Source organism: Undibacterium sp. FT79W (assembly GCF_014284215.1).
Lineage (GTDB): Bacteria > Pseudomonadota > Gammaproteobacteria > Burkholderiales > Burkholderiaceae_D > Undibacterium > Undibacterium aquatile.
Genome location: NZ_JACOGB010000001.1, coordinates 399,983 through 418,533, shown reverse-complemented (window position 1 = coordinate 418,533; position 18,551 = coordinate 399,983). Strand labels below are relative to the sequence as shown.

Below are 18,551 nucleotides of genomic sequence, written 5' to 3'. Positions count from 1 at the left end.
TGCGGACGCGGCGTAGTCTGAATGGTCTGCCATCGTTACTGCTAACGATGGCGTGGCTTACTCTTGCTCGTCAGCTTCCGGCTCCATGCCGGTTTGCACACTCTTGCCCTGTCCCAGCAAGACTGGCGGCACATAGGTCGCCAGCAGATGCTCACGGCTGGCGGGCGTTTCCAGACTGATACGGCCCAAAGCGCCGCTGCGGTAATCGAGCAGCAAGGTATGCGAGGCTTTTTCAAAATCCCAGTCACCGCCCTTGAGTTTGTAGCCGCGTTTTTGTGCGATGCCTTCAATCACAGCCACCGCATCCATGCCTTCGAGATTGAAACCATAGCGGGTCACTAATGACTTCGGATAGTGAATCAGCAATTGCTCGGCAAGGAAAGTCGCGATCTCTTCTTCGATCAGCGCATTGATACCGATCGCATGGCTGGCTGCCAGCATCAGGCCGTCGGTAGGATGTTCTATCTTCGGCCACAACATACCCGGCGTATCGGTCAGGATCATGTTTTTACCGAGATACAGGCGTTGCTGCGTCTTGGTCACCGCAGGTTCATCACCGACATTGGCGACGCGTTTTTTCAGCAAGGCATTCATCAGCGTCGATTTACCAACGTTAGGAATGCCCATGATCATCATGCGCAAAGGCTTGGTCGGCACGCCACGATGCGGCGCGAGCTTCAGCGCAAAACCGGGTACCTTGGCGACGTCCGCCGGTTTTTTGCAGCTCATCGCGACCGCAAACACGTCTTTCTGGGCGTTGTAGTAGTCCAGCCAGAATTTAGTGGCATTCGGATCAGCCAGATCGGCTTTGTTTAAAATTTTCAGGCAAGGGCGTTGGCGGAAAACGCGCAGTTGCTCCACCATAGGATTACAACTCGCCTGCGGAATGCGGGCATCCAGCACTTCTATCACCAGATCGGTGTTTTCCATGGTTTCCGCCGCCTTCTTGCGGGCAGCGTTCATGTGGCCGGGGAACCATTGTATCGACATGCGTATTCTTCTTATCAGCAAAAACAAAGCGATATTGTACGGAACTCTGCCCTGCTCCACGCAGAATCTGCGCAGAAGTTTGTGTTTTACCCCAGAAATAGGCATAAATCGGGGGGTATATGCGATTTTTGCCTTAATCTCTAAGTAAATAAAGGGCTTTAAAATATACTCCCCCCAGTATTTTTTGGCCTTAGGCGACCGGAATAACGCTATTCTGAGCCGCTGAGCGCAACCGGTACGCTGATCGCTGTTATGTGGCAATGATGCGGCAATGCGCTGGCGGTTTTTCGTTTATATTGTGATATTGCCGATGCAATATCCGGCTGAACCTGTCTTCTCCACATCGCCAGGAAAAATGATGCCGTCCACCACCACTCTGCTGACACGCATACTTAAACACCTTGCGGCTTTAATGTACGCCGCACTGCTATCCACCAATATCTATGCCGAGACCATGATGAAAGAGCCTGCGAATTCCAGCGATCGCCAGCTGACAGAAAAAATCATCCGCAATTTATCGCCCTGCTTTCAGACTGTCGGTGTGACGCAGGCAGCGGCTCATGCGTTTCCTCAAAGCGCCGCCTTGCCGCCGGACAGCGAACTCATCGTGGTGACTGCGATGCCGACGACCGGCCCGAGAATTTCAGACAGCTATCATTACACGCTGGCCTTGCACCAGTCGCGCCAGCAGGTATTTATCAAACAGGTTGGTGGTATCGGCGGCCTGCAAAAAGTATTCGGCCCGATACCGGTTGATCGTCTGTGCCAACAGGAAGACAGCGGCGAAAAGTAAATGTCTGCGTCTTTTTCTGTGCTCTTGTAACATAAGCGCACTCTGCATCTGGCGGAAAAACTGTCAGCAGCGCTGTCGCCGCAATACCCTGAAAACAAATGCTGTGATGATCTGACTTCGTTGCCAGAACATCGCCCGAATTTTGGATTTTTTATGCCCTCAACGTCACCAAGCAAGCCATCCGGTTTACCCAGACTACCGGCACGTTATGCCGGCATCGTCATGCCCTTCTTTTTGTCTGTCATCATGACCTGCATCGTCTCTGCCATCAGCACTTTGCGCAGCGTCGGTCTGGCAAATAATTTCGTCGCGATGTGGATGGGTTCATGGGGAATTTCATGGCTGGTTGCCTTTCCCGTCTTGCTGCTGATTCTGCCCGTGGTCAGAAAAATGACGGCGATGGTGGTCGCGCCACATCCTTGATGCAGAGGCGCGCTGGCTATAAATTTGCCGGGAAATATCGTTGAGTTCAACGCATAATTCAACTCATCAAATAGCGAAATAAAAAACGCCCGTGTCTGAATCACACGGGCGTTTTTGTCTCAATCTCATCGGCTGGCATCGTGACGATGCGCAGCCGTGTTGTTTTACTTCGCTGTAATCGTGACTGGCACCGATGCCTGTGCCGTTTTCCCTGCTGAATCCGTCACCACCACTTTCAGGGTGTAGCTGCCGGTGACTGGCGATGGCCAGCTGGCCGTGATCGCCAGACTGCTGTTCATGGAAAAGCTCATACCCAAAGGCACGCCGGAAATCGATATCGATACCCAGCTGACGCCCGGATCAGAAATACTGATCTGCCCTGTCAGTGCTTTACCTGCCACACCCTTCATCGCCGGAGCCGTAATCACAGGACCACTGACTACCGCTGCCGATACAACAATGGTGTATACCGCCTGACCGCTGAGTCCGGTTTTGCTGTCCTTGGCGATTGCAGTCACGTTATACGTGCCGACCACTGGCGCTGTCCAGCTGACGACACCGCTGGTGCTGACCGCCATGCCTGCCGGTGCGCCACTGAGGCTATACGTCACAGGGTTAGCAGCAGTCAGCACGACAGAGAATGACAATGGTGTGCCTGCTTTCGCGCTGATCGTGCCACCTGTTACCACCGGTGCCTTCGCCGCAGCAATCGTGATGTTGTAAACCGCTTTGCCACTCAGCGCTGTTTTGCTGTCGGTTGCAGTGACCGTCACCGCATACGTTCCCGCGACAGGTGTCGTCCATGTCACGACGCCAGTGCTGGCAATCGTCATACCCGACGGTGCACCGCTCAGCGCATACGTCAGCGGATTTGTCGCTGTTGCCGAAACAGTGAAAGTCAATGCTGTACCAACCTGCCCGCTGATCGCAGCGCCAGTCACCACCGGTGCAGTCGGTGCGATTGCAGTTCCTGTCAGCGTGCTGATCAGATTACCGATGTTCGGCGTCCCCAGTCCCGTCAGTTGATCGTAACCCGTCTTCGCATAGCAGCTGGCACAGGTTCCGTCTGAACCTTTGGTAATGTCAGCAAACGTGCTGGCATACGTTCCCGGCACGGTAGAAATCTGACCATACAACAGGCTGTGTGGCTGACCCAGCGGGGCTTTTGCCAGTTGCGCGCGGGTCGCATTTGTCACCGCGACGATACCCGCCCATTGCGGTGTCGATAAGCTGGTGCCACCGGCGCTGATCCAGTTGACGGTCGTGCTGCCAGGATTGATGACAGCCACATACTGACCAGTCGATGGATCCGCATTGAACGCTACGTCGGCGACAGTGCGACGGGCAAGCGTGCCCATGCCGGGAACGCTGCTGTTCTGATAAGCCGGCAAAGCCGTGTAGGCGCTGGTGCCGCCACCGGTACCAGCCCAACCGCTTTCAACTCGCGAGCCGCTGCCGGAATACGTCAGCGAAGTGCCGCCAACCGCCACCACATACGGCGAAACCGACGGCCAGCTGACGGCAGCACCGGAATCACCGGTCGCTGCCAGATAAGTCATTTTTGCCGCGCTGAAAGCAGCATCGACCGATGCCGTCCAGTTACCTTCTGCCGCGCCGAAACTCATCGACACCACGCCCGGCCCCATCGCATTCGCCAATTTGACCGCACCAAGCAAACTGTTCAGCGAAGCATCGGCGGCTTCGATCAGAACGATGCGCGCCAGCGGTGCGGTTGCATGCGCCCACTGCACATCGAGTGTGATCTCAGTCGCCCAGCCAGAGTTGTATGCCGGAGCAGTGCCTGTCAGAGTGCCGCTTGCGGTGTTGTAGGCAACCACTAATTCACAAGCGTTGGTCGCCGGTGCTGCCAACGGCAAGGTGCTGGTGGCCGCCAGGTTTTTCGCAGTACAACCAGGCAAACCGAATTTTTGATTGAATGCAGCCAGTTCGGCGGCAACATTCGGATCGTGATACGCATCAACGATATAGATCGTCTGACCTGCGCCAAGTTGCGCGGCCTGCGCTGCTGTCAACCCGGTCATGCTTGCAGGCAATGCGGCAAGACCGTATGCGGCGCGGATTTGCGCCGGCGTATAAGTCGACACAACGCTGGACGTGGCTTGCGGTTGTATCACGCTGTTGCCCGGTAAGGAGCGCACACGTGCCCCCTGCGCGCCCTGTTGCGCCTGCACTTCCTGCATCGCAGTCACGGTCAGGCCGCGATCCGATAATTGCTGAAACTCCTCTGGTATCGCCTGTTGACGCGGCCCCATCAGTGCAGACGCGCTGCTGTTAAAGGCATCGATATCGGTTGGCGTATCGAGCAACACAGGGGCAACGTGAAATGTCGGTTGTGCAATCTGCGCCGCTGCCGTTTCCGGCAATTGGGCAACATCCGCACTGAGTGTCGTGGTCGCCGTCGCAATCGCGGCAGGTGCCTGATTCAGCGACGCATTATCAGAATTACTGCCAGAATTACTGCCACAGGCACTCAGCAAGGCAAGCAGACTGGCAGTAAGAATCCGGGGGACAGGTTTGATGACGGGACGGGTGACAGGCATGGGCTCAGCTCTCTGTTGTTGGCGAGGGCCACGCGAAATACCTGATGACATCACAGGATAGTCAGCAACCCCGCTACCGTGGCGCGTCAGCGCTGTAGGCCGGAGGCTTTGCGTCTCTGCCTTTCGACAGATTTGCCCTCAGAATCGTCGCACCGCAAATGCGATACGAATACATACGAAATAATGTAAACGATGCTGAGTGTAAGGAGTATGCAGGCGGAATAACAGCGTACAAATGTTAAAGAAGTTTGAAACGATATCGTCATTGACATCATTTTGTCGCCAACCTGCAACGAAACCAATTTGCAGATAACAGCACGGGCACAACGCCATTCAGAAAGACATCGGCGTGTTGTGTCAGCCGCTGAAAAGCGGTCCGAAAAATTGTCTGCGAAAAGAAAAAAGGGGGAGTATCTGCTGTTTTCGCTCAATTGTCCTTACAAACAAAGGGCTTTGCAGAATACTCCCCCCAGTATTTAAAGAGGCAAAACAGCAGAAAAACGATGGCTTACCGTCATTTATTCAAGATCAGCAAGAACTTTCAAATGCGCAGTCACGCTGCGGGCCAGCGCCGATAAGTTGTAGCCGCCCTCCAGACAACTGACGATGCGGCCTTTGGAATACTCTTTCGCGACCGCCATCACCTGTCTGGTGAGCCAGGCGAAATCGGCTTCGGTCAGCCCCAGTTGCCCCATGTCGTCTTCGCGGTGTGCATCAAACCCGGCCGAGATAAAAATCATTTCTGGCTGAAACGCGCGCAAGGCTGGCAACCATTTTTCCGTGACCAGCGTGCGGATCACGTCGCCATAGCTGTGGGCCGGCACCGGTATGTTGACCATATTGCTGGCCGGTTCGCTGTCGCCGGAATAAGGATAAAAAGGATGTTGAAAAAAACTCACCATCAGCACTTGCGGGTCATCACGGAAAATATCTTCGGTACCATTGCCGTGATGCACATCGAAATCAACGATGGCGACACGCTGCAAGCCGCGCACATCGAGTGCGTGACGGGCAGCGATGGCGACGTTGTTAAACATGCAGAATCCCATGGATTCTTTGCGGCTGGCGTGGTGTCCCGGTGGCCGTACCGCGCAAAAAGCATTTTCGATTTCGGCATCGATCACCGCATCGGTTGCGGCGATCGCCGCCCCTGCCGCGCGCAGACAGGCGCGCCAGGTGTAGCTATTTAAAGCAGTGTCGGCATCGAGTGGAAAGTGATCGTATTCGGAATGTTCGGACGGACAATTTTCGCGTATCCGGTAAATCGCGTCCGCTGTGTGCACCCGTGCCAGGTCGCTTTCTTCTGCCGACGGTGCATCGCGGTGATCCAGCAAGGTGCTGATGCGGCTGGCGATCAGTTGGTCTTCTATCGCCTGCAAACGTTCTGGTGATTCCGGATGCCATGATCCCATTTCATGGCGTTTGCAATCTGCATGGGTGTAATACGCGGTTGTCATGTCTCGGATTTTTGTAGATTTAGCTATCAGTTTCACCTTATTTAGCTGCTTTTGCAAATGCGCCAGTCCGGCCAGTGCAGGGATTACAACAAGCCGGTTTAATTCGGCTACACTGTGCGCTGATTTTTACGCGAGGAAATACATGTTTTCCCAATTGCATAAAGTTGCAAAACAAGTCAATAACGTCATTATCGGTAAAGAGCTGCAAATCCGTCAGGCGCTGGCCTGTTTGCTCGCTGGTGGTCATTTGTTAATCGAAGATTTGCCCGGCGTTGGTAAAACCACACTCGCGCACGCTCTCGCGATTTCGCTGGGTCTGAAATTTAACCGTCTGCAATTCACCAGCGATTTACTACCCGCCGATGTCATTGGTGTGTCGATTTTTGACCGCGAAAAAAATCAATTTATTTTTCACCCCGGCCCGGTATTCACTCAGGTCTTGCTGGCTGACGAAATTAATCGTGCCACACCAAAAACACAGTCTTCCCTGCTCGAAGCGATGGAAGAGCATCAGGTGTCCGCCGAAGGCCAGACACGCAAACTGCCCTCCCCATTTTTTGTGATCGCAACGCAAAATCCGGCGCATCAGGTCGGCACCTTTCCTTTGCCGGAATCACAGCTGGACCGTTTTCTGATGTGCCTGTCACTCGGCTACCCGGATGCGGCGGCAGAACGTGCGCTGTTATTGGGTGAAGACCGTCGCGCTTTGCTGTCAAAGCTGCCAGCGTTGATGCAGGCCAGCGAGTTATTGCAGGCGCAGCAGCAGCTCAAACAAATACACACCTCGCCTTCGTTGGTTGATTATGTGCAGGCGCTGGCACAGGCAACCCGTCAGGGCGATGTCTTCGCCGAAGGTATGAGTCCGCGCGCATCGCTCGCTTTGTTACAGGCGGCGCGCGCCTGGGCGGCACTTGAGGGGCGTGATCACGTACTGCCGGAAGACGTGCAGGCCATCATGATTCCGGTGATTGCTCATCGCCTGCGCCCGCTTAAATCAGTCAATGGTAAAGCCAGCGCCAGCGCAGATTTACTGGCGCAAGTGATCAAGCGCGTTGCCGTCTGATGTCCACTGAACCGGGAACCGGATGCAATGCTGACCGCTTTATCTGAACGCTGGAAAGCCCGCCTGCACAAGATCATTTTTCTTGAGCATCAACCTGAGAGTGGTGAAGTTTTTCTGAAACAACGCCGCGTCTTCACGTTGCCAAGCAAGGCAGGCTGGATGTTTTTGCTGATGCTGCTGATCTTGTTTATTTCCGCCACCAATTACAATCTCAGTCTGGGTTTTGCATTGACGTTTGTGCTCGGCAGCGTCGCGCTGGTGAATGTTTTCTTTTGCTTTAGAAATCTCGCCTACCTGCATCTCGATACCGGCCCGGCGCAAGCCGTGTTTGCTGGCGAAGAAACGCACTTCACCATTTTTCTGATCAATCGGCGCAAATATCAGCGCTACGCGATCTGGGTCGGCTTCAACGAAAAAAATGCACCGGAAAAAGCGGTGGATATTGCCCCGGACAGCCGAACCAGCATACACCTGAACTATCCGACGCGCAGCCGTGGCTGGCAGGCAATTCCGCGGGTGCGCCTGCAAACCTGGTTCCCACTTGGCTTGTTACGCGCCTGGAGCACCTGGCTGCCAGACGCACGGGCGCTGGTGTATCCGGAGCCGGAAGAACACGCGCCGCCGCTACCGACTTCTGGCGCACCATCGAATGAACTCGAAGGCCAGAGTGGCAACGAGGATTTCTCAGGCGTGCGGGCGTATCAGCCGGGCGACGCACTCAAACATCTGGCGTGGAAACAAATCGCCCGCGTCGATCCTGCGCTCGGCGGGCAACTGGTGACCAAACAATTTACCGGTGGTGCTGGCAACGATATTCTGCTGGATTTTTCTGCCCTGCCAAGAACGATGAATCTGGAACTCAAACTCTCGCGCATGACCCGATGGGTGCTGGAAGCAGATCAGGCCGGGTTGCAGTACGGTTTTAAGCTCGGGCAGGAAGATTACGCCCCGGCACAAGGACCGGCACATCGCGATGCGTGCCTGCGCGCCTTAGCGCTTTACGAATTGTGATCGGATGACTATGCGCCGGCCTTTTTCCCTGCCCGTTTTCAGTCGCGATAAAGCAGATACGCTGCTGTTAATCGTTGCCTGTCTGTGTGTGCTGCTGCCGCATTTTTCGCATCTGGGAATATGGGTCAGTGTCAGTTGCGTTGGGCTGCTGATGTGGCGTGGCTGGCTGACGCTGACAGGTCGCCGCCTGCCACCGGGATGGATACTGATTCCGGTGTCGGCGCTGATGATGCTGGGCGTCTATCTGAATCATAAAACCTTCTTTGGACGTGAGGCTGGCGTCACCATGCTGGTGCTGCTGCTGACCTGTAAATTATTAGAGATGCATGCAAAGCGGGATCTGTTTGTCGTACTGTTTCTCGGATTTTTTTTATTGCTGACCAGCTTTTTTTATCAGCAAACCATCGCGGCAGCATTCATGACACTAGTCTCAGTGAGTCTGCTGCTCACAGCACAATTGTCGTTCCACTACACAGGTCTTTTCCCATCCCTGAAACAACGCTTGAAATTAGGCTTCGGCATGATGGCACTGGCAATTCCGCTGACCTTGTGTGCGTTCTTTCTTTTCCCCAGAATACAAGGCCCGCTCTGGGGTTTGCCGGGTGATGCGCATAGCGGACGCTCAGGTCTGTCGGAAACGATGTCACCGGGCGGCATCAGTGATCTGGTGTTGTCAGAAGAGATTGCGTTCAGGGTGAAATTTTCGCAGCCGGTACCGAATAAATCACTGCTGTACTGGCGCGGGATTGTAATGACGGAATTCGATGGCAAAACCTGGTCGCCAGCCCGCTTTTTACAAAAAAATAGCGGCGATATTGCGCAGTACGCTGGAACACCGATCACGCAGGAAATTATCCTGGAACCACAGAGCCAGCGTTGGTTGTTTGCTCTCGATTTACCAGCGGCAGCACCGCAGACAGATGGCAACACTATCGCCACGATCAACCGGCAAATGGAACTGCGCAGCAATGACATCATCAGCCAGCGTCTGCGTTATCAGGTGACGTCTTATCCGCAATATCGTTACCTCGTCGAAAACAATCTGAGAGATTTACACCGGGCATTGGAAATACCAGTCGGTTACAACCCGCGTAGCGCTGCCTTTGCGGACACGCTAAGGCGTCAATACAGCGATGACAGCGCTCTGATCAATGCGGTTTTACAGTACTTTCGCAAGGAAGCGTTTACTTACACGCTAGAACCACCTCTGCTCGGCATCAATAGTATTGACGATTTCTTGTTCAAGAGCAGAGCCGGGTTTTGCGAACATTATGCAAGTGCATTTGTTAATCTGATGCGGCTGGCCGGTATTCCGGCAAGAATCGTGACGGGTTATCAGGGTGGCACACTAAATGAAGTTGATGGCTATTTTGAAGTCCGGCAATCCGATGCCCATGCATGGACAGAAGTATGGCTCGAAGGTCAGGGCTGGGTCCGCGTCGACCCGACTGCCGCCGTCGCGCCGGAGCGGGTGATGCAAAATCTGAATCAGGCGATTCCCAAACGCGGCTTTGCAGGGCTGATGAATTTTGCCTTGTCCGGCAATTCATGGAGCCAATCTATGCGCATGCGCCTCGACGCCATCAATAACTCTTGGAATCAGTGGGTACTCAATTACAACCAGCAAACGCAGAAAAACTTTCTCAGTTCCTTCGGTTTTAAAGACATAGACTGGTCGAGCATCAGTTTGCTGTTTTTTATCGCGGGCAGTCTCATTATCGGCGCAATTGCCCTGCCGTTGATGCTGAACAGACCTTCGATCCCGGCAATGGATAGAGTATACTTGGCGTTCTGCAAAAAAATGGCAAAGAAAACACCGCCCCGCGCAGTGGATGAAGGGCCATATGCATATCTGCAAAGATTGAAAAAAACATTGCCAGCAAAAGATATTCCCCCGGTGGAAAAATTCCTGCGCACCTATATCAATGCGAAATATGGACAAACCACCGCTCCGGAAAGCCAGCGTATACGCCAACTGAAAATCCTGTTAGCAGCCTGTCGCTAATTTACTGAACACGCACTTGACATCGACCATTGTGAAATCTATTCAATACCTCGTCCGCAGTTGCTTCTGTGCTGCGATCATCAGCAGCATCGCTCTGCCCGCATTAAGCGCGACAACTTCAGCAAACAAAACGTCTGCGAAGCGTAACGCTGCGGCGACGCCTGCGACACCAGTGATGCAAGAAAATGTTCGCTTCAATGAATGGAAAGAAGTCTCTGCATTCATTACGGAAATGGTGGATAAACATCAGTTTGATAAAGCGCAGTTACAAACCGTATTTGAACAAGTGCGCTACGTTGAAAGCGCAAGGCAACTGATGAGACCCGCTCCGGCAGGGAAACCTAAAAACTGGAAAGCCTATCGCGCCCGTTTTGTGGAACCCTACAGGATCGAGGCTGGCGTCGCATTCTGGAATAAATATGCAGATGCGCTGGAGCGCGCACGGCAGCAATACGGTGTACCACCGGAGATCATCGTCGGCCTGATCGGTGTGGAAACCATTTTTGGAAAAAACACCGGAAAATTCCGGGTCATGGATGCGCTGACAACGCTGGCCTTTGACTATCCTGACACGCCAACGAGAGATGCCCGCATGCAGTTCTTCCGCAATGAGCTGGAAAACATGCTGCTGATGGCAAGAGAATCTGGCGTCGATCCCTTTGCATTTAAAGGCTCTTACGCAGGTGCGATAGGCTGGCCGCAATTCATGCCAGGCAGCATACGTAAATTTGCTGTCGATTTTGACGGCGATGGCAGCATCAATCTGACCGATTCCCCCATCGATGCTATCGGCAGCGTTGCTCACTACCTGGCGATGCATGGCTGGAAAAGAAATCTCCCAGTCACCTTCCCGGCTACCCTGATTTCAAGCGAAACAAACCCAGCGTTATTACAGACAGCGCTGAGCCAGGGATTACGTGCCAGCTATTCTCTGGCGGAATTAAAAACCTTTATCAGCACGGCAAGCAGTGATGCACCGAGCAACATACAGTATGGCGTTATCGACCTGCAAAATGGTGACGAAGCCACCGAATACTGGCTGGCAACCGATAATTTCTTCGCGATTACGCAATATAACCGCAGTTATTTTTATGCCATGTCGGTGTTTGATCTGGGGCGAATCATTAGTGCGGCAAAAGAAAAATAGGTATATGTCAGCTTGAACAAAACTTTTTAACAATATGTTTCGTTTTCACCAATTGATTTAAGGTACTTTTTACCCAATACTATATTCGTAAGTAATTGCTAGCATGCAAAAGACGGAAATAACCATCCATTGCGTGCTTTTTTAAAAACAAGCGTTGCGATTAATTGTAAATTAATCTACAGTGATATTGTCTTATTAATACTAATGCATGTTTGATGCTAAGTGTGAATAGGGATTTAACAATGGTTTGCTATTCTTGCTAAAAGCAAATTCTATTTTAAAGTTACAATGTTACCGTTTGATTAATTCTCATTGAAGCAATTAAATCCAGCATCAATAGACTAGACAGCGAGGTAATTATGGCAAATTTAACCCAGCTTGAATCAGATGAGATCGACTACGATCCCAACAATCTTTTAGATACTCTGATCAAGCAATTGCATTTGAAAAATGACGCAGCACTCTCAAGAGCGTTAGAAGTTGCACCACCGGTCATCAGCAAAATCAGACATCGTCGTCTGCCTGTAGGCGCTTCGTTGTTGATCCGCATGCATGAAATCAGCGATATCAGCATCAAAGAATTACGCGAACTGATGGGTGACCGTCGTGCGAAATTCCGCATCAGCGACAAGCAATTCAAGCCAAAAGACGCAGCTTAAATGCTTTCCGGGCAATCCCCGGCGACAGATAAAGCAAAATACCGAAACTACTTGTGAGAGTAATTTCGGTATTTTTTTTGGGGTGTGACAAAATTAACTGAGCGTATCTGCACCCAGACTTGCCGGAGACTCAGGCCGGGAAGACACCAGTCGATAAATAACGATCGCCGCGATCACATACGATAAACACGATCGTTGCGTTTTCTACTGTCTCCGCAATTCTCAGTGCAATTTCACAGGCACCCGCCGCTGAAATACCGCAAAAAATTCCCTCTTCCGCAGCGAGTCTGCGCGCCATGTGCTCGGCATCCCCCTGGCTTACTGATTCCACCTGGTCAACTTTGGCTTTATCGAAAATTTTAGGCATGTACGCTTCCGGCCATTTGCGAATACCGGGGATTTGCGAACCCTCTTCTGGTTGTGCGCCAATAATCTGAATCTGCGAATTTTGCTGTTTCAGATAAGCAGAAACTCCCATGATCGTTCCGGTCGTCCCCATTGCGCTGACAAAATGAGTGACTTTTCCCTTTGTATCCCGCCAGATTTCCGGTCCGGTACCTTCAACATGCGCAAGAGGATTATCCGGATTCGCGAACTGATCCAGAATCAAACCCTTGCCTTCTTTTTGCATTTGTTCGGCCAGATCCCGCGCATACTCCATGCCGCCGGTTTTTGGTGTCAGTATGATCTCGGCACCGTATGCAGCCATACTCTGACGACGCTCGATACTCAGATTTTCCGGCATCAGTAAAATCATTTTGTAACCACGCATGGCGGCTACCATCGCCAGTGCAATACCAGTATTGCCACTGGTCGCCTCAATCAGGGTGTCACCAGGTTTCAGTTGGCCCCGCTCTTCAGCGCGCCTGATCATCATTAATGCGGGTCTGTCTTTGACTGAGCCAGCTGGATTATTACCTTCCAGTTTGCCTAATATAATGTTGTTGCGACGCCGATTTTCCTCACCCGGTATTCTTTGTAAACGTACTAAAGGGGTGTTACCAATCGTGTCTTCAATAGTCAGGTAAGACATAGTTATCAATAGTCGTGAAACACAGGCTTATTCTAAACGCACTTGAATTCTGACGCATGGCGCTTATTGCGGCGTGTCAGACCACAAAACAGCGCTATCTCACTGTTTTCACAGGTAAATATCGCAGCTGACAGCATTCAGAAACAGATATATTCCTTATACATAATTCGCATAAGCTAATAAAAAAGCCTCCGATGATTCAAAATCGGAGGCTTTTACGTAAAACACAGGCGACGACGGTGAAGATCGAGATCTGAAAATAAGACTATTTAATCAGATTATTTTGCTTTGCCTTCTTTTGCACTGGCGGCCGCTTTCTCAGTAGCATCCGCTTTTTCTGCTTTCGCTGCTTTTTTCTCTGCTTTTGATGCTTTTACTGGTTTTTCCGGTGTTTTTTCTGTCGCCTTATCATCGGCTTTTGTTGCTTTTGCAGGTGCATCCGCAGGCTTAGCATCCGCTTTAGGTTCTTTTGCTGCTTTTGCAGGTTTGCTTGCTGACTTGTCTGCAGCAGCTGGTTTAGCTGGTGCGCCTGGCTTTGCCTGTCCATTCACGGTCAGCCCAGCTTCGGACAGCTTGGTAGAATTTTTATCGCCAATTCCCTTCACACGTGCTTCGAAATCAGCCCAGTCTTTGAAACTGCCATTTTTTGTGCGCTCTTCGATAATCGCCTTGGATTTGGCAGGACCTATGCCTTTAATTCCATCCAGAGCAGCCTGATCGCCTTTATTGACATCAACGTCGGCAAACGCAAAACCCATGGTGGCAACCATTGCAGCCACTGCCAATAATAATTTCTTGAACATATGAAGACTCCCCAAAAAGTGATGAACTTTAATGATCATGTTTCATTTTCTAAAATGCCAGAAAACGAAACATGATTATTAACGGTAAAAGCACATAAGGGTTGACTTATTTTCACCAGATTGAGAGAAAACTACACCTCTGAGAATAATTCTTCTTTTGTCACGGTCGCAGTACCCAGTTTGCCAACCACTATTCCACCAGCCCTGTTAGCGATCACTACGGCATCCTGCATACGCATACCATTCGCCATCATCACTGCCATCGTCGCGATGACGGTATCTCCTGCACCGGAAACATCAAAGACTTCGCGAGCCATTGCAGGCACATGCGTGACATCTTCTTCGGTAAATAGGGTCATTCCCTCTTCAGAACGCGTCAATAACAAACCTTGCAAATCTAATTTACGCCGTAAATTTTGTGCTTTTTCAGTCAGTTCAGCCTCGTTCGCCCATTCGCCGATAATCAGTTTCAGTTCTGATTTATTCGGCGTTAATAATGTTGCTCCTGCATAGCGGGCGAAATCACTGCCTTTAGGATCCACCAGAACAGGCTTACCAGCATCCTTTGCGGCTTGTATCATCGCCTTCACATTCATCAGACCGCCTTTGGCATAATCGGAAAAAATGACGACGTCATACGCACTCAGCAAGGCATTGAAACGATTCAGTTTGTCTCTGAGAACAATTTCTGTCGGCTTTTCCTCAAAATCAATACGTATCAGTTGTTGCTGGCGACCGATCACACGTAACTTGATGATCGTTGATATCTGCTTATCGCGGCTGAGGTAACTGGAAATACCGGCTTTTTTCAACAGATTTTCAATACTGTTGCCCGCCTCATCATCACCGATGATGCCCATCAGTCCTGCGTTCACGCCAAGAGCAACTGCATTTAAAGCCACATTTGCAGCGCCACCAAGACGTTCTTCACGACGCTCGACGCGAACGATGGGCACCGGAGCTTCGGGAGATATCCGGTTCACCTCACCAAACCAGTAACGATCAAGCATGACATCGCCAGCGATCAGAATTTGCTTTTTCACTTGCTCATTCATCAAAAACAACCTCACTTACGCGTGAGTACGGAACGGCCAATGCCGTGGTATTCAATACCAAGTTCTGTCATCACCGCGGGTTCAAACAGATTTCGGCCATCAAAAATCACTGCCTGTTTCAAACGCTGCTTAACCTGATCAAAATCAGGGCTGCGGAAAGCCTTCCATTCCGTAACGATCGCCAACGCGTCTGCGTCATTCAGCGCATCCATAGGGTTTTCAGCGTAACGGATCGATGCGAGTAATTCCGGTGCGTCATAAAAATCGAGTTCAAACACGCGTTTAGCTTCATCCATAGAGACAGGATCGTAGACAGCCACCGTCGCGCCATTGCGCAGCAATTCACCGATTAACACGCGCGATGAGGCAGCACGCATATCATCCGTGTTTGGCTTAAATGCGAGACCCCAGATTGCAAAATGTTTACCGACAATCTGATTGTCAAAGCGCTGCATGATCTTGGCACCAAGAATTTGCTTCTGGCGCGCATTCACTTCTTCAACCGCCTGCAAAATCAACAGGTTCAGACCATAGTCCTGCGCAGTACGTTCCAGTGCCTGTACGTCTTTTGGAAAGCAAGATCCGCCATAACCACAGCCCGCATATAAAAAACTATGGCCGATACGGGGGTCAGAGCCTATCCCGTGGCGTACGGCTTCGATATCAGCACCAACATGATCAGCCAGATTGGCGAGTTCATTCATAAACGAAATACGCGTCGCCAGCATCGCATTTGCTGCATATTTCGTGAATTCGGCGGAACGAACATCCATCCAGTAAGTGCGTTCGCGATTGCGATTAAATGGTGTGTACAACTTTTTCATCATATCGCGCGCTTTTTCACCCTGAGGTGTCGCGTCGCAACCAATCACAATACGATCTGGACGCATAAAATCCTCAACTGCGGCTCCTTCTTTCAGGAACTCAGGATTGGACACAACCGAAAAAGTTGCAGTTGCTGCGCGCGCAGCCAACTCCTCTTGCACAGCAACGCTGACGCGATCAGCGGTACCAACAGGAACGGTCGATTTATCGACGATGACTTTAAAGCCGGTCATGTATTTACCGATATTACGTGCCGCTGCCAGCACATATTGCAAATCAGCGGAGCCGTCTTCATCGGGAGGTGTGCCGACCGCAATAAACTGGATATCGCCATGTGCCACGCTTGCCTCGACATCAGTCGAAAAACGGATGCGACCGGCGGCGCGGTTCCGCGCTACCACTTCTTCCAGTCCGGGTTCATGGATAGGAATTTCCCCATTGTTCAGGATGTCGATTTTGCGCTGATCAACATCAAGACAAAATACATCGTTTCCCAATTCCGCGAGACAGGCACCCGTCACGAGGCCAACATAACCAGTACCAATAATAGTAATTTTCATTTTGCGATCTCAGTCCCAAATAAATAGTGCCGTATTCCTGCGAGAGCCATCGTTCCTTGATACGAACAAGATGCCGTATGCAGAGGAATACAATTAATTCATTACATTTAACTCTTCTGTACGTCGCGGCGGATAAGTCTCCCAGCGACTGCAACCTGGACAATGCCAGTAAAACTGCCTCGTCTTAAAGCCACAATGAGAACACTGATAGCGTGACAATTTCTGCGCATAACCATGTACCAGATTTTTGACCAGCGACAGTTCTGGCCGGAACTCCGGAGAAACCTCAATCAAACGGGCGTCCAGTAATTTTTCCAGCCCGAGCAAAGTTGGTGTTCTGCGTAATTCATCACTAACCAGTTGATTTGCTGCCGCTACCGTATCAAGCTCTATCGTCGCTTTAAAGACCACCTCGAGCAGATCCACAGACGGTGCTTCTTCGAGATAATTTTTCAACAGATTCAGGCCTTCCTGCGGGCGCTCCAGCTTACGATATGCATCCATCAGGCGTTGCGCAACCAGCGCCACGTGCGGCACACTTTGCTGCTCAACACGCAACCAGGCAGTAACAGCTTTTTCTGTTTCACCGATTGACTGATAGACGTCGCCCATCAATATCACGGCACGGACACTCAAACGGTCTATCGCCAGCGCTTTTTCTAATACGGCAAGCGCTGCCTCAGTATTGCAGCGCGCCAGCTCATCCTGCGCAATTTCACAATAAAACTGCGCGATCTCTTTTTGTCTGCCACCGGCACCTGCTTCTTGCAACGCGTATGCTGCGTCTATCGCACGTGCCCATTCTTTTTCGCGCTGATAAATTTCGAGCAAAGCACGGCGAGCCTGTACTTCAAAAGGTCCGGAAACAAGCTGATTAAATGTTTCCTCAGCACGATCTAATAAGCCTGCTTTTAAGTAATCCTGCCCCAGCTCGAACATTGCCTGCGTCTTTTGATCGGAAGGCAAATCAGGGCGCTGGACGAGATTTTGATGCACACGAATTGCGCGCTCGGTTTCACCACGGCGGCGAAATAAATTTCCCAACGCAAAATGCAATTCAACAGCTTCAGGATCAAGACGAACAATATCGATAAATGCATCAATTGCTTTATCTGGCTGTTCGTTGAGTAAAAAATTAAGCCCCTTAAAATAGCCACGCGGCAGGCTGCGCGACTCGGAGAGCAACTGGCGGATATCGATCCGGGCAGCCAGCCAGCCAAGAGTAAAAAACAAGGGGATGCCAAGCAACCACCAAATTTCAAATTCCATTTTTCTTATTTTCTGTAATGTTTTTCAAGATAGTAAGTATCTGCCTGAATAATGTCAGCGAGAGACCAGCTTCGTTCCTCTCTGCATTCACATTTCAGGGTAAAGCAGGCACGTGAAGACTAATCGTTCCGGACACTATCTGGTTGTGGTGCCTGCATACTTGCCTGCTCGGCAAGCAGACGCTCTTTCTCAATTTCCGCCAGCGTTTTCTTGTGACGAGAGAGATCACGACGGTGTCTGAACACCATAGGAACCATCGCCAGAGCGCCCAACACGGCACCCGCTACGAAAAAAACCAACAGCATAATCACCAAAGGTGCTGATTGTTGATAACCGAAGAAATACTGAAGCGTGACGATCTGATCATTCTTTAAGGCAAAGCCAAAAAAGATGACGAAAAGTATCGCAGCAAGCAATCTGGAAATATATTTCATGGTTACATCCTAATGAGTAAAAGCGGCATTAACGAACGCTGTTGCTTTACTGTGTCTGCAAAGCGACCATTGTACTGAAAAAAAACGGCATACCGGAAAAACCGATATACCGTTTTTTAATTTGCATCAATCGCGAGGCCCGATGACCCGTCTAGTCATCGTGTATCGGCTGCCCAACCATGGCATCGACACGTTCGCGCAATTCTTTACCCGGTTTGAAATGCGGTACCCGTTTTTCAGGCACCATCACTTTGTCACCAGATTTAGGATTACGACCTATCCGTGGTGGACGACTGTTCAGAGAAAAACTGCCAAAACCCCTGATCTCTATCCGCTGCCCTGTTGCCAGAGCATCGGTCATTGCATCTAAGATGGTTTTGACAGCGACATCCACATCTTTTGCAACCAGTTGTGGATATCGCTCCGCCAGACGAGCTATCAGCTCCGACTTCGTCATATTTAT

17 protein-coding genes and 1 riboswitch are annotated in these 18,551 nt (G+C 51.0%); of the genes, 7 read left to right on the top strand and 10 right to left on the bottom strand.

Features of this window, described 5'->3' with window-relative positions; translation table 11 throughout:
* Positions 1-57: 57 nt before the first annotated feature.
* Positions 58-990 (bottom strand): ribosome biogenesis GTPase YlqF, encoded by a 933-nt coding sequence (ylqF, locus tag H8K38_RS01830; RefSeq protein WP_186883067.1) that lies wholly within the window; start codon positions 988-990, stop codon positions 58-60.
* A gap of 271 nt (positions 991-1,261) precedes the next feature.
* Between ylqF and H8K38_RS01825 the strand changes: the two genes are divergently transcribed.
* Together H8K38_RS01825 and H8K38_RS01820 are read left to right on the top strand one after the other, a co-directional pair.
* On the top strand, positions 1,262-1,783 hold the full coding sequence (locus H8K38_RS01825; protein WP_186883066.1) for a hypothetical protein: 522 nt from the start codon (positions 1,262-1,264) through the stop codon (positions 1,781-1,783).
* A 153-nt stretch (positions 1,784-1,936) separates the two neighbouring features.
* Complete coding sequence (locus tag H8K38_RS01820) at positions 1,937-2,206, top strand: DUF2798 domain-containing protein (protein WP_186883065.1); 270 nt, start codon at positions 1,937-1,939, stop codon at positions 2,204-2,206.
* Positions 2,207-2,370: 164 nt separating this feature from the next.
* Here H8K38_RS01820 and H8K38_RS01815 read toward each other — a convergent pair whose 3' ends face one another.
* Positions 2,371-4,767, bottom strand: a complete 2,397-nt coding sequence (locus H8K38_RS01815) for a putative Ig domain-containing protein (RefSeq protein WP_186883064.1) — start codon at positions 4,765-4,767, stop codon at positions 2,371-2,373.
* 60 nt (positions 4,768-4,827) lie between these two features.
* A riboswitch (cyclic di-GMP riboswitch) is annotated at positions 4,828-4,914 on the bottom strand.
* A gap of 371 nt (positions 4,915-5,285) precedes the next feature.
* Complete coding sequence (locus H8K38_RS01810; RefSeq protein ID WP_186883063.1) at positions 5,286-6,224, bottom strand: histone deacetylase family protein; 939 nt, start codon at positions 6,222-6,224, stop codon at positions 5,286-5,288.
* 142 nt (positions 6,225-6,366) lie between these two features.
* On the opposite strand from H8K38_RS01810, the gene H8K38_RS01805 reads away from it, so the two are divergent.
* From H8K38_RS01805 to H8K38_RS01785, 5 genes are all read left to right on the top strand, one after another.
* Entirely contained in the window at positions 6,367-7,287 is a 921-nt protein-coding gene (locus H8K38_RS01805; protein WP_186883062.1) for a MoxR family ATPase, read from the top strand.
* A gap of 27 nt (positions 7,288-7,314) precedes the next feature.
* Positions 7,315-8,298 carry a DUF58 domain-containing protein gene (locus tag H8K38_RS01800; RefSeq protein ID WP_186883061.1) on the top strand — a complete coding sequence of 328 codons (984 nt, stop codon included), beginning with the start codon at positions 7,315-7,317 and terminating at the stop codon, positions 8,296-8,298.
* A gap of 10 nt (positions 8,299-8,308) precedes the next feature.
* On the top strand, positions 8,309-10,303 hold the full coding sequence (locus tag H8K38_RS01795; RefSeq protein WP_186883060.1) for a DUF3488 and transglutaminase-like domain-containing protein: 1,995 nt from the start codon (positions 8,309-8,311) through the stop codon (positions 10,301-10,303).
* A gap of 16 nt (positions 10,304-10,319) precedes the next feature.
* Positions 10,320-11,450, top strand: coding sequence for a lytic murein transglycosylase B (gene mltB, locus H8K38_RS01790; RefSeq protein WP_255422790.1), 1,131 nt, complete (start codon positions 10,320-10,322; stop codon positions 11,448-11,450).
* Between the two features lie 359 nt (positions 11,451-11,809).
* Complete coding sequence (locus H8K38_RS01785; protein WP_186883059.1) at positions 11,810-12,109, top strand: hypothetical protein; 300 nt, start codon at positions 11,810-11,812, stop codon at positions 12,107-12,109.
* A gap of 130 nt (positions 12,110-12,239) precedes the next feature.
* Here the strand turns inward: H8K38_RS01785 and cysM are convergent, their stop codons facing one another.
* The 7 genes from cysM to H8K38_RS01750 all read right to left on the bottom strand — a co-directional run bounded on the left by cysM (position 12,240) and on the right by H8K38_RS01750 (position 18,545).
* Positions 12,240-13,142, bottom strand: coding sequence for a cysteine synthase CysM (cysM, locus tag H8K38_RS01780; RefSeq protein ID WP_186883058.1), 903 nt, complete (start codon positions 13,140-13,142; stop codon positions 12,240-12,242).
* Between the two features lie 278 nt (positions 13,143-13,420).
* Positions 13,421-13,945, bottom strand: a complete 525-nt coding sequence (locus tag H8K38_RS01775) for a helix-hairpin-helix domain-containing protein (protein WP_186883057.1) — start codon at positions 13,943-13,945, stop codon at positions 13,421-13,423.
* Positions 13,946-14,076: 131 nt separating this feature from the next.
* Complete coding sequence (gene rfaE1 / locus H8K38_RS01770; RefSeq protein ID WP_186883056.1) at positions 14,077-15,000, bottom strand: D-glycero-beta-D-manno-heptose-7-phosphate kinase; 924 nt, start codon at positions 14,998-15,000, stop codon at positions 14,077-14,079.
* An 11-nt stretch (positions 15,001-15,011) separates the two neighbouring features.
* Positions 15,012-16,385: a UDP-glucose/GDP-mannose dehydrogenase family protein gene (locus H8K38_RS01765; protein WP_186883055.1), complete on the bottom strand. Its 1,374-nt coding sequence runs from the start codon at positions 16,383-16,385 to the stop codon at positions 15,012-15,014.
* A gap of 93 nt (positions 16,386-16,478) precedes the next feature.
* Complete coding sequence (lapB, locus tag H8K38_RS01760; RefSeq protein ID WP_186883054.1) at positions 16,479-17,654, bottom strand: lipopolysaccharide assembly protein LapB; 1,176 nt, start codon at positions 17,652-17,654, stop codon at positions 16,479-16,481.
* Positions 17,655-17,773: 119 nt separating this feature from the next.
* Positions 17,774-18,088, bottom strand: coding sequence for a lipopolysaccharide assembly LapA domain-containing protein (locus H8K38_RS01755; protein ID WP_186883053.1), 315 nt, complete (start codon positions 18,086-18,088; stop codon positions 17,774-17,776).
* A 151-nt stretch (positions 18,089-18,239) separates the two neighbouring features.
* Complete coding sequence (locus H8K38_RS01750) at positions 18,240-18,545, bottom strand: integration host factor subunit beta (protein ID WP_186883052.1); 306 nt, start codon at positions 18,543-18,545, stop codon at positions 18,240-18,242.
* Between the last annotated feature and the right edge of the window lie 6 nt (positions 18,546-18,551).

What these genes read in the sequence shown, in the direction of transcription:
- ylqF (WP_186883067.1), bottom strand. Translation starts at nt 990, where the DNA reads ATGTCGATACAATGGTTCCCCGGCCACATGAACGCTGCCCGCAAGAAG.
- H8K38_RS01825 (WP_186883066.1), top strand. Translation starts at nt 1,262, where the DNA reads ATGCGCTGGCGGTTTTTCGTTTATATTGTGATATTGCCGATGCAATAT.
- H8K38_RS01820 (WP_186883065.1), top strand. Translation starts at nt 1,937, where the DNA reads ATGCCCTCAACGTCACCAAGCAAGCCATCCGGTTTACCCAGACTACCG.
- H8K38_RS01815 (WP_186883064.1), bottom strand. Translation starts at nt 4,767, where the DNA reads ATGCCTGTCACCCGTCCCGTCATCAAACCTGTCCCCCGGATTCTTACT.
- H8K38_RS01810 (WP_186883063.1), bottom strand. Translation starts at nt 6,224, where the DNA reads ATGACAACCGCGTATTACACCCATGCAGATTGCAAACGCCATGAAATG.
- H8K38_RS01805 (WP_186883062.1), top strand. Translation starts at nt 6,367, where the DNA reads ATGTTTTCCCAATTGCATAAAGTTGCAAAACAAGTCAATAACGTCATT.
- H8K38_RS01800 (WP_186883061.1), top strand. Translation starts at nt 7,315, where the DNA reads ATGCTGACCGCTTTATCTGAACGCTGGAAAGCCCGCCTGCACAAGATC.
- H8K38_RS01795 (WP_186883060.1), top strand. Translation starts at nt 8,309, where the DNA reads ATGCGCCGGCCTTTTTCCCTGCCCGTTTTCAGTCGCGATAAAGCAGAT.
- H8K38_RS01785 (WP_186883059.1), top strand. Translation starts at nt 11,810, where the DNA reads ATGGCAAATTTAACCCAGCTTGAATCAGATGAGATCGACTACGATCCC.
- cysM (WP_186883058.1), bottom strand. Translation starts at nt 13,142, where the DNA reads ATGTCTTACCTGACTATTGAAGACACGATTGGTAACACCCCTTTAGTA.
- H8K38_RS01775 (WP_186883057.1), bottom strand. Translation starts at nt 13,945, where the DNA reads ATGTTCAAGAAATTATTATTGGCAGTGGCTGCAATGGTTGCCACCATG.
- rfaE1 (WP_186883056.1), bottom strand. Translation starts at nt 15,000, where the DNA reads ATGAATGAGCAAGTGAAAAAGCAAATTCTGATCGCTGGCGATGTCATG.
- H8K38_RS01765 (WP_186883055.1), bottom strand. Translation starts at nt 16,385, where the DNA reads ATGAAAATTACTATTATTGGTACTGGTTATGTTGGCCTCGTGACGGGT.
- lapB (WP_186883054.1), bottom strand. Translation starts at nt 17,654, where the DNA reads ATGGAATTTGAAATTTGGTGGTTGCTTGGCATCCCCTTGTTTTTTACT.
- H8K38_RS01755 (WP_186883053.1), bottom strand. Translation starts at nt 18,088, where the DNA reads ATGAAATATATTTCCAGATTGCTTGCTGCGATACTTTTCGTCATCTTT.
- H8K38_RS01750 (WP_186883052.1), bottom strand. Translation starts at nt 18,545, where the DNA reads ATGACGAAGTCGGAGCTGATAGCTCGTCTGGCGGAGCGATATCCACAA.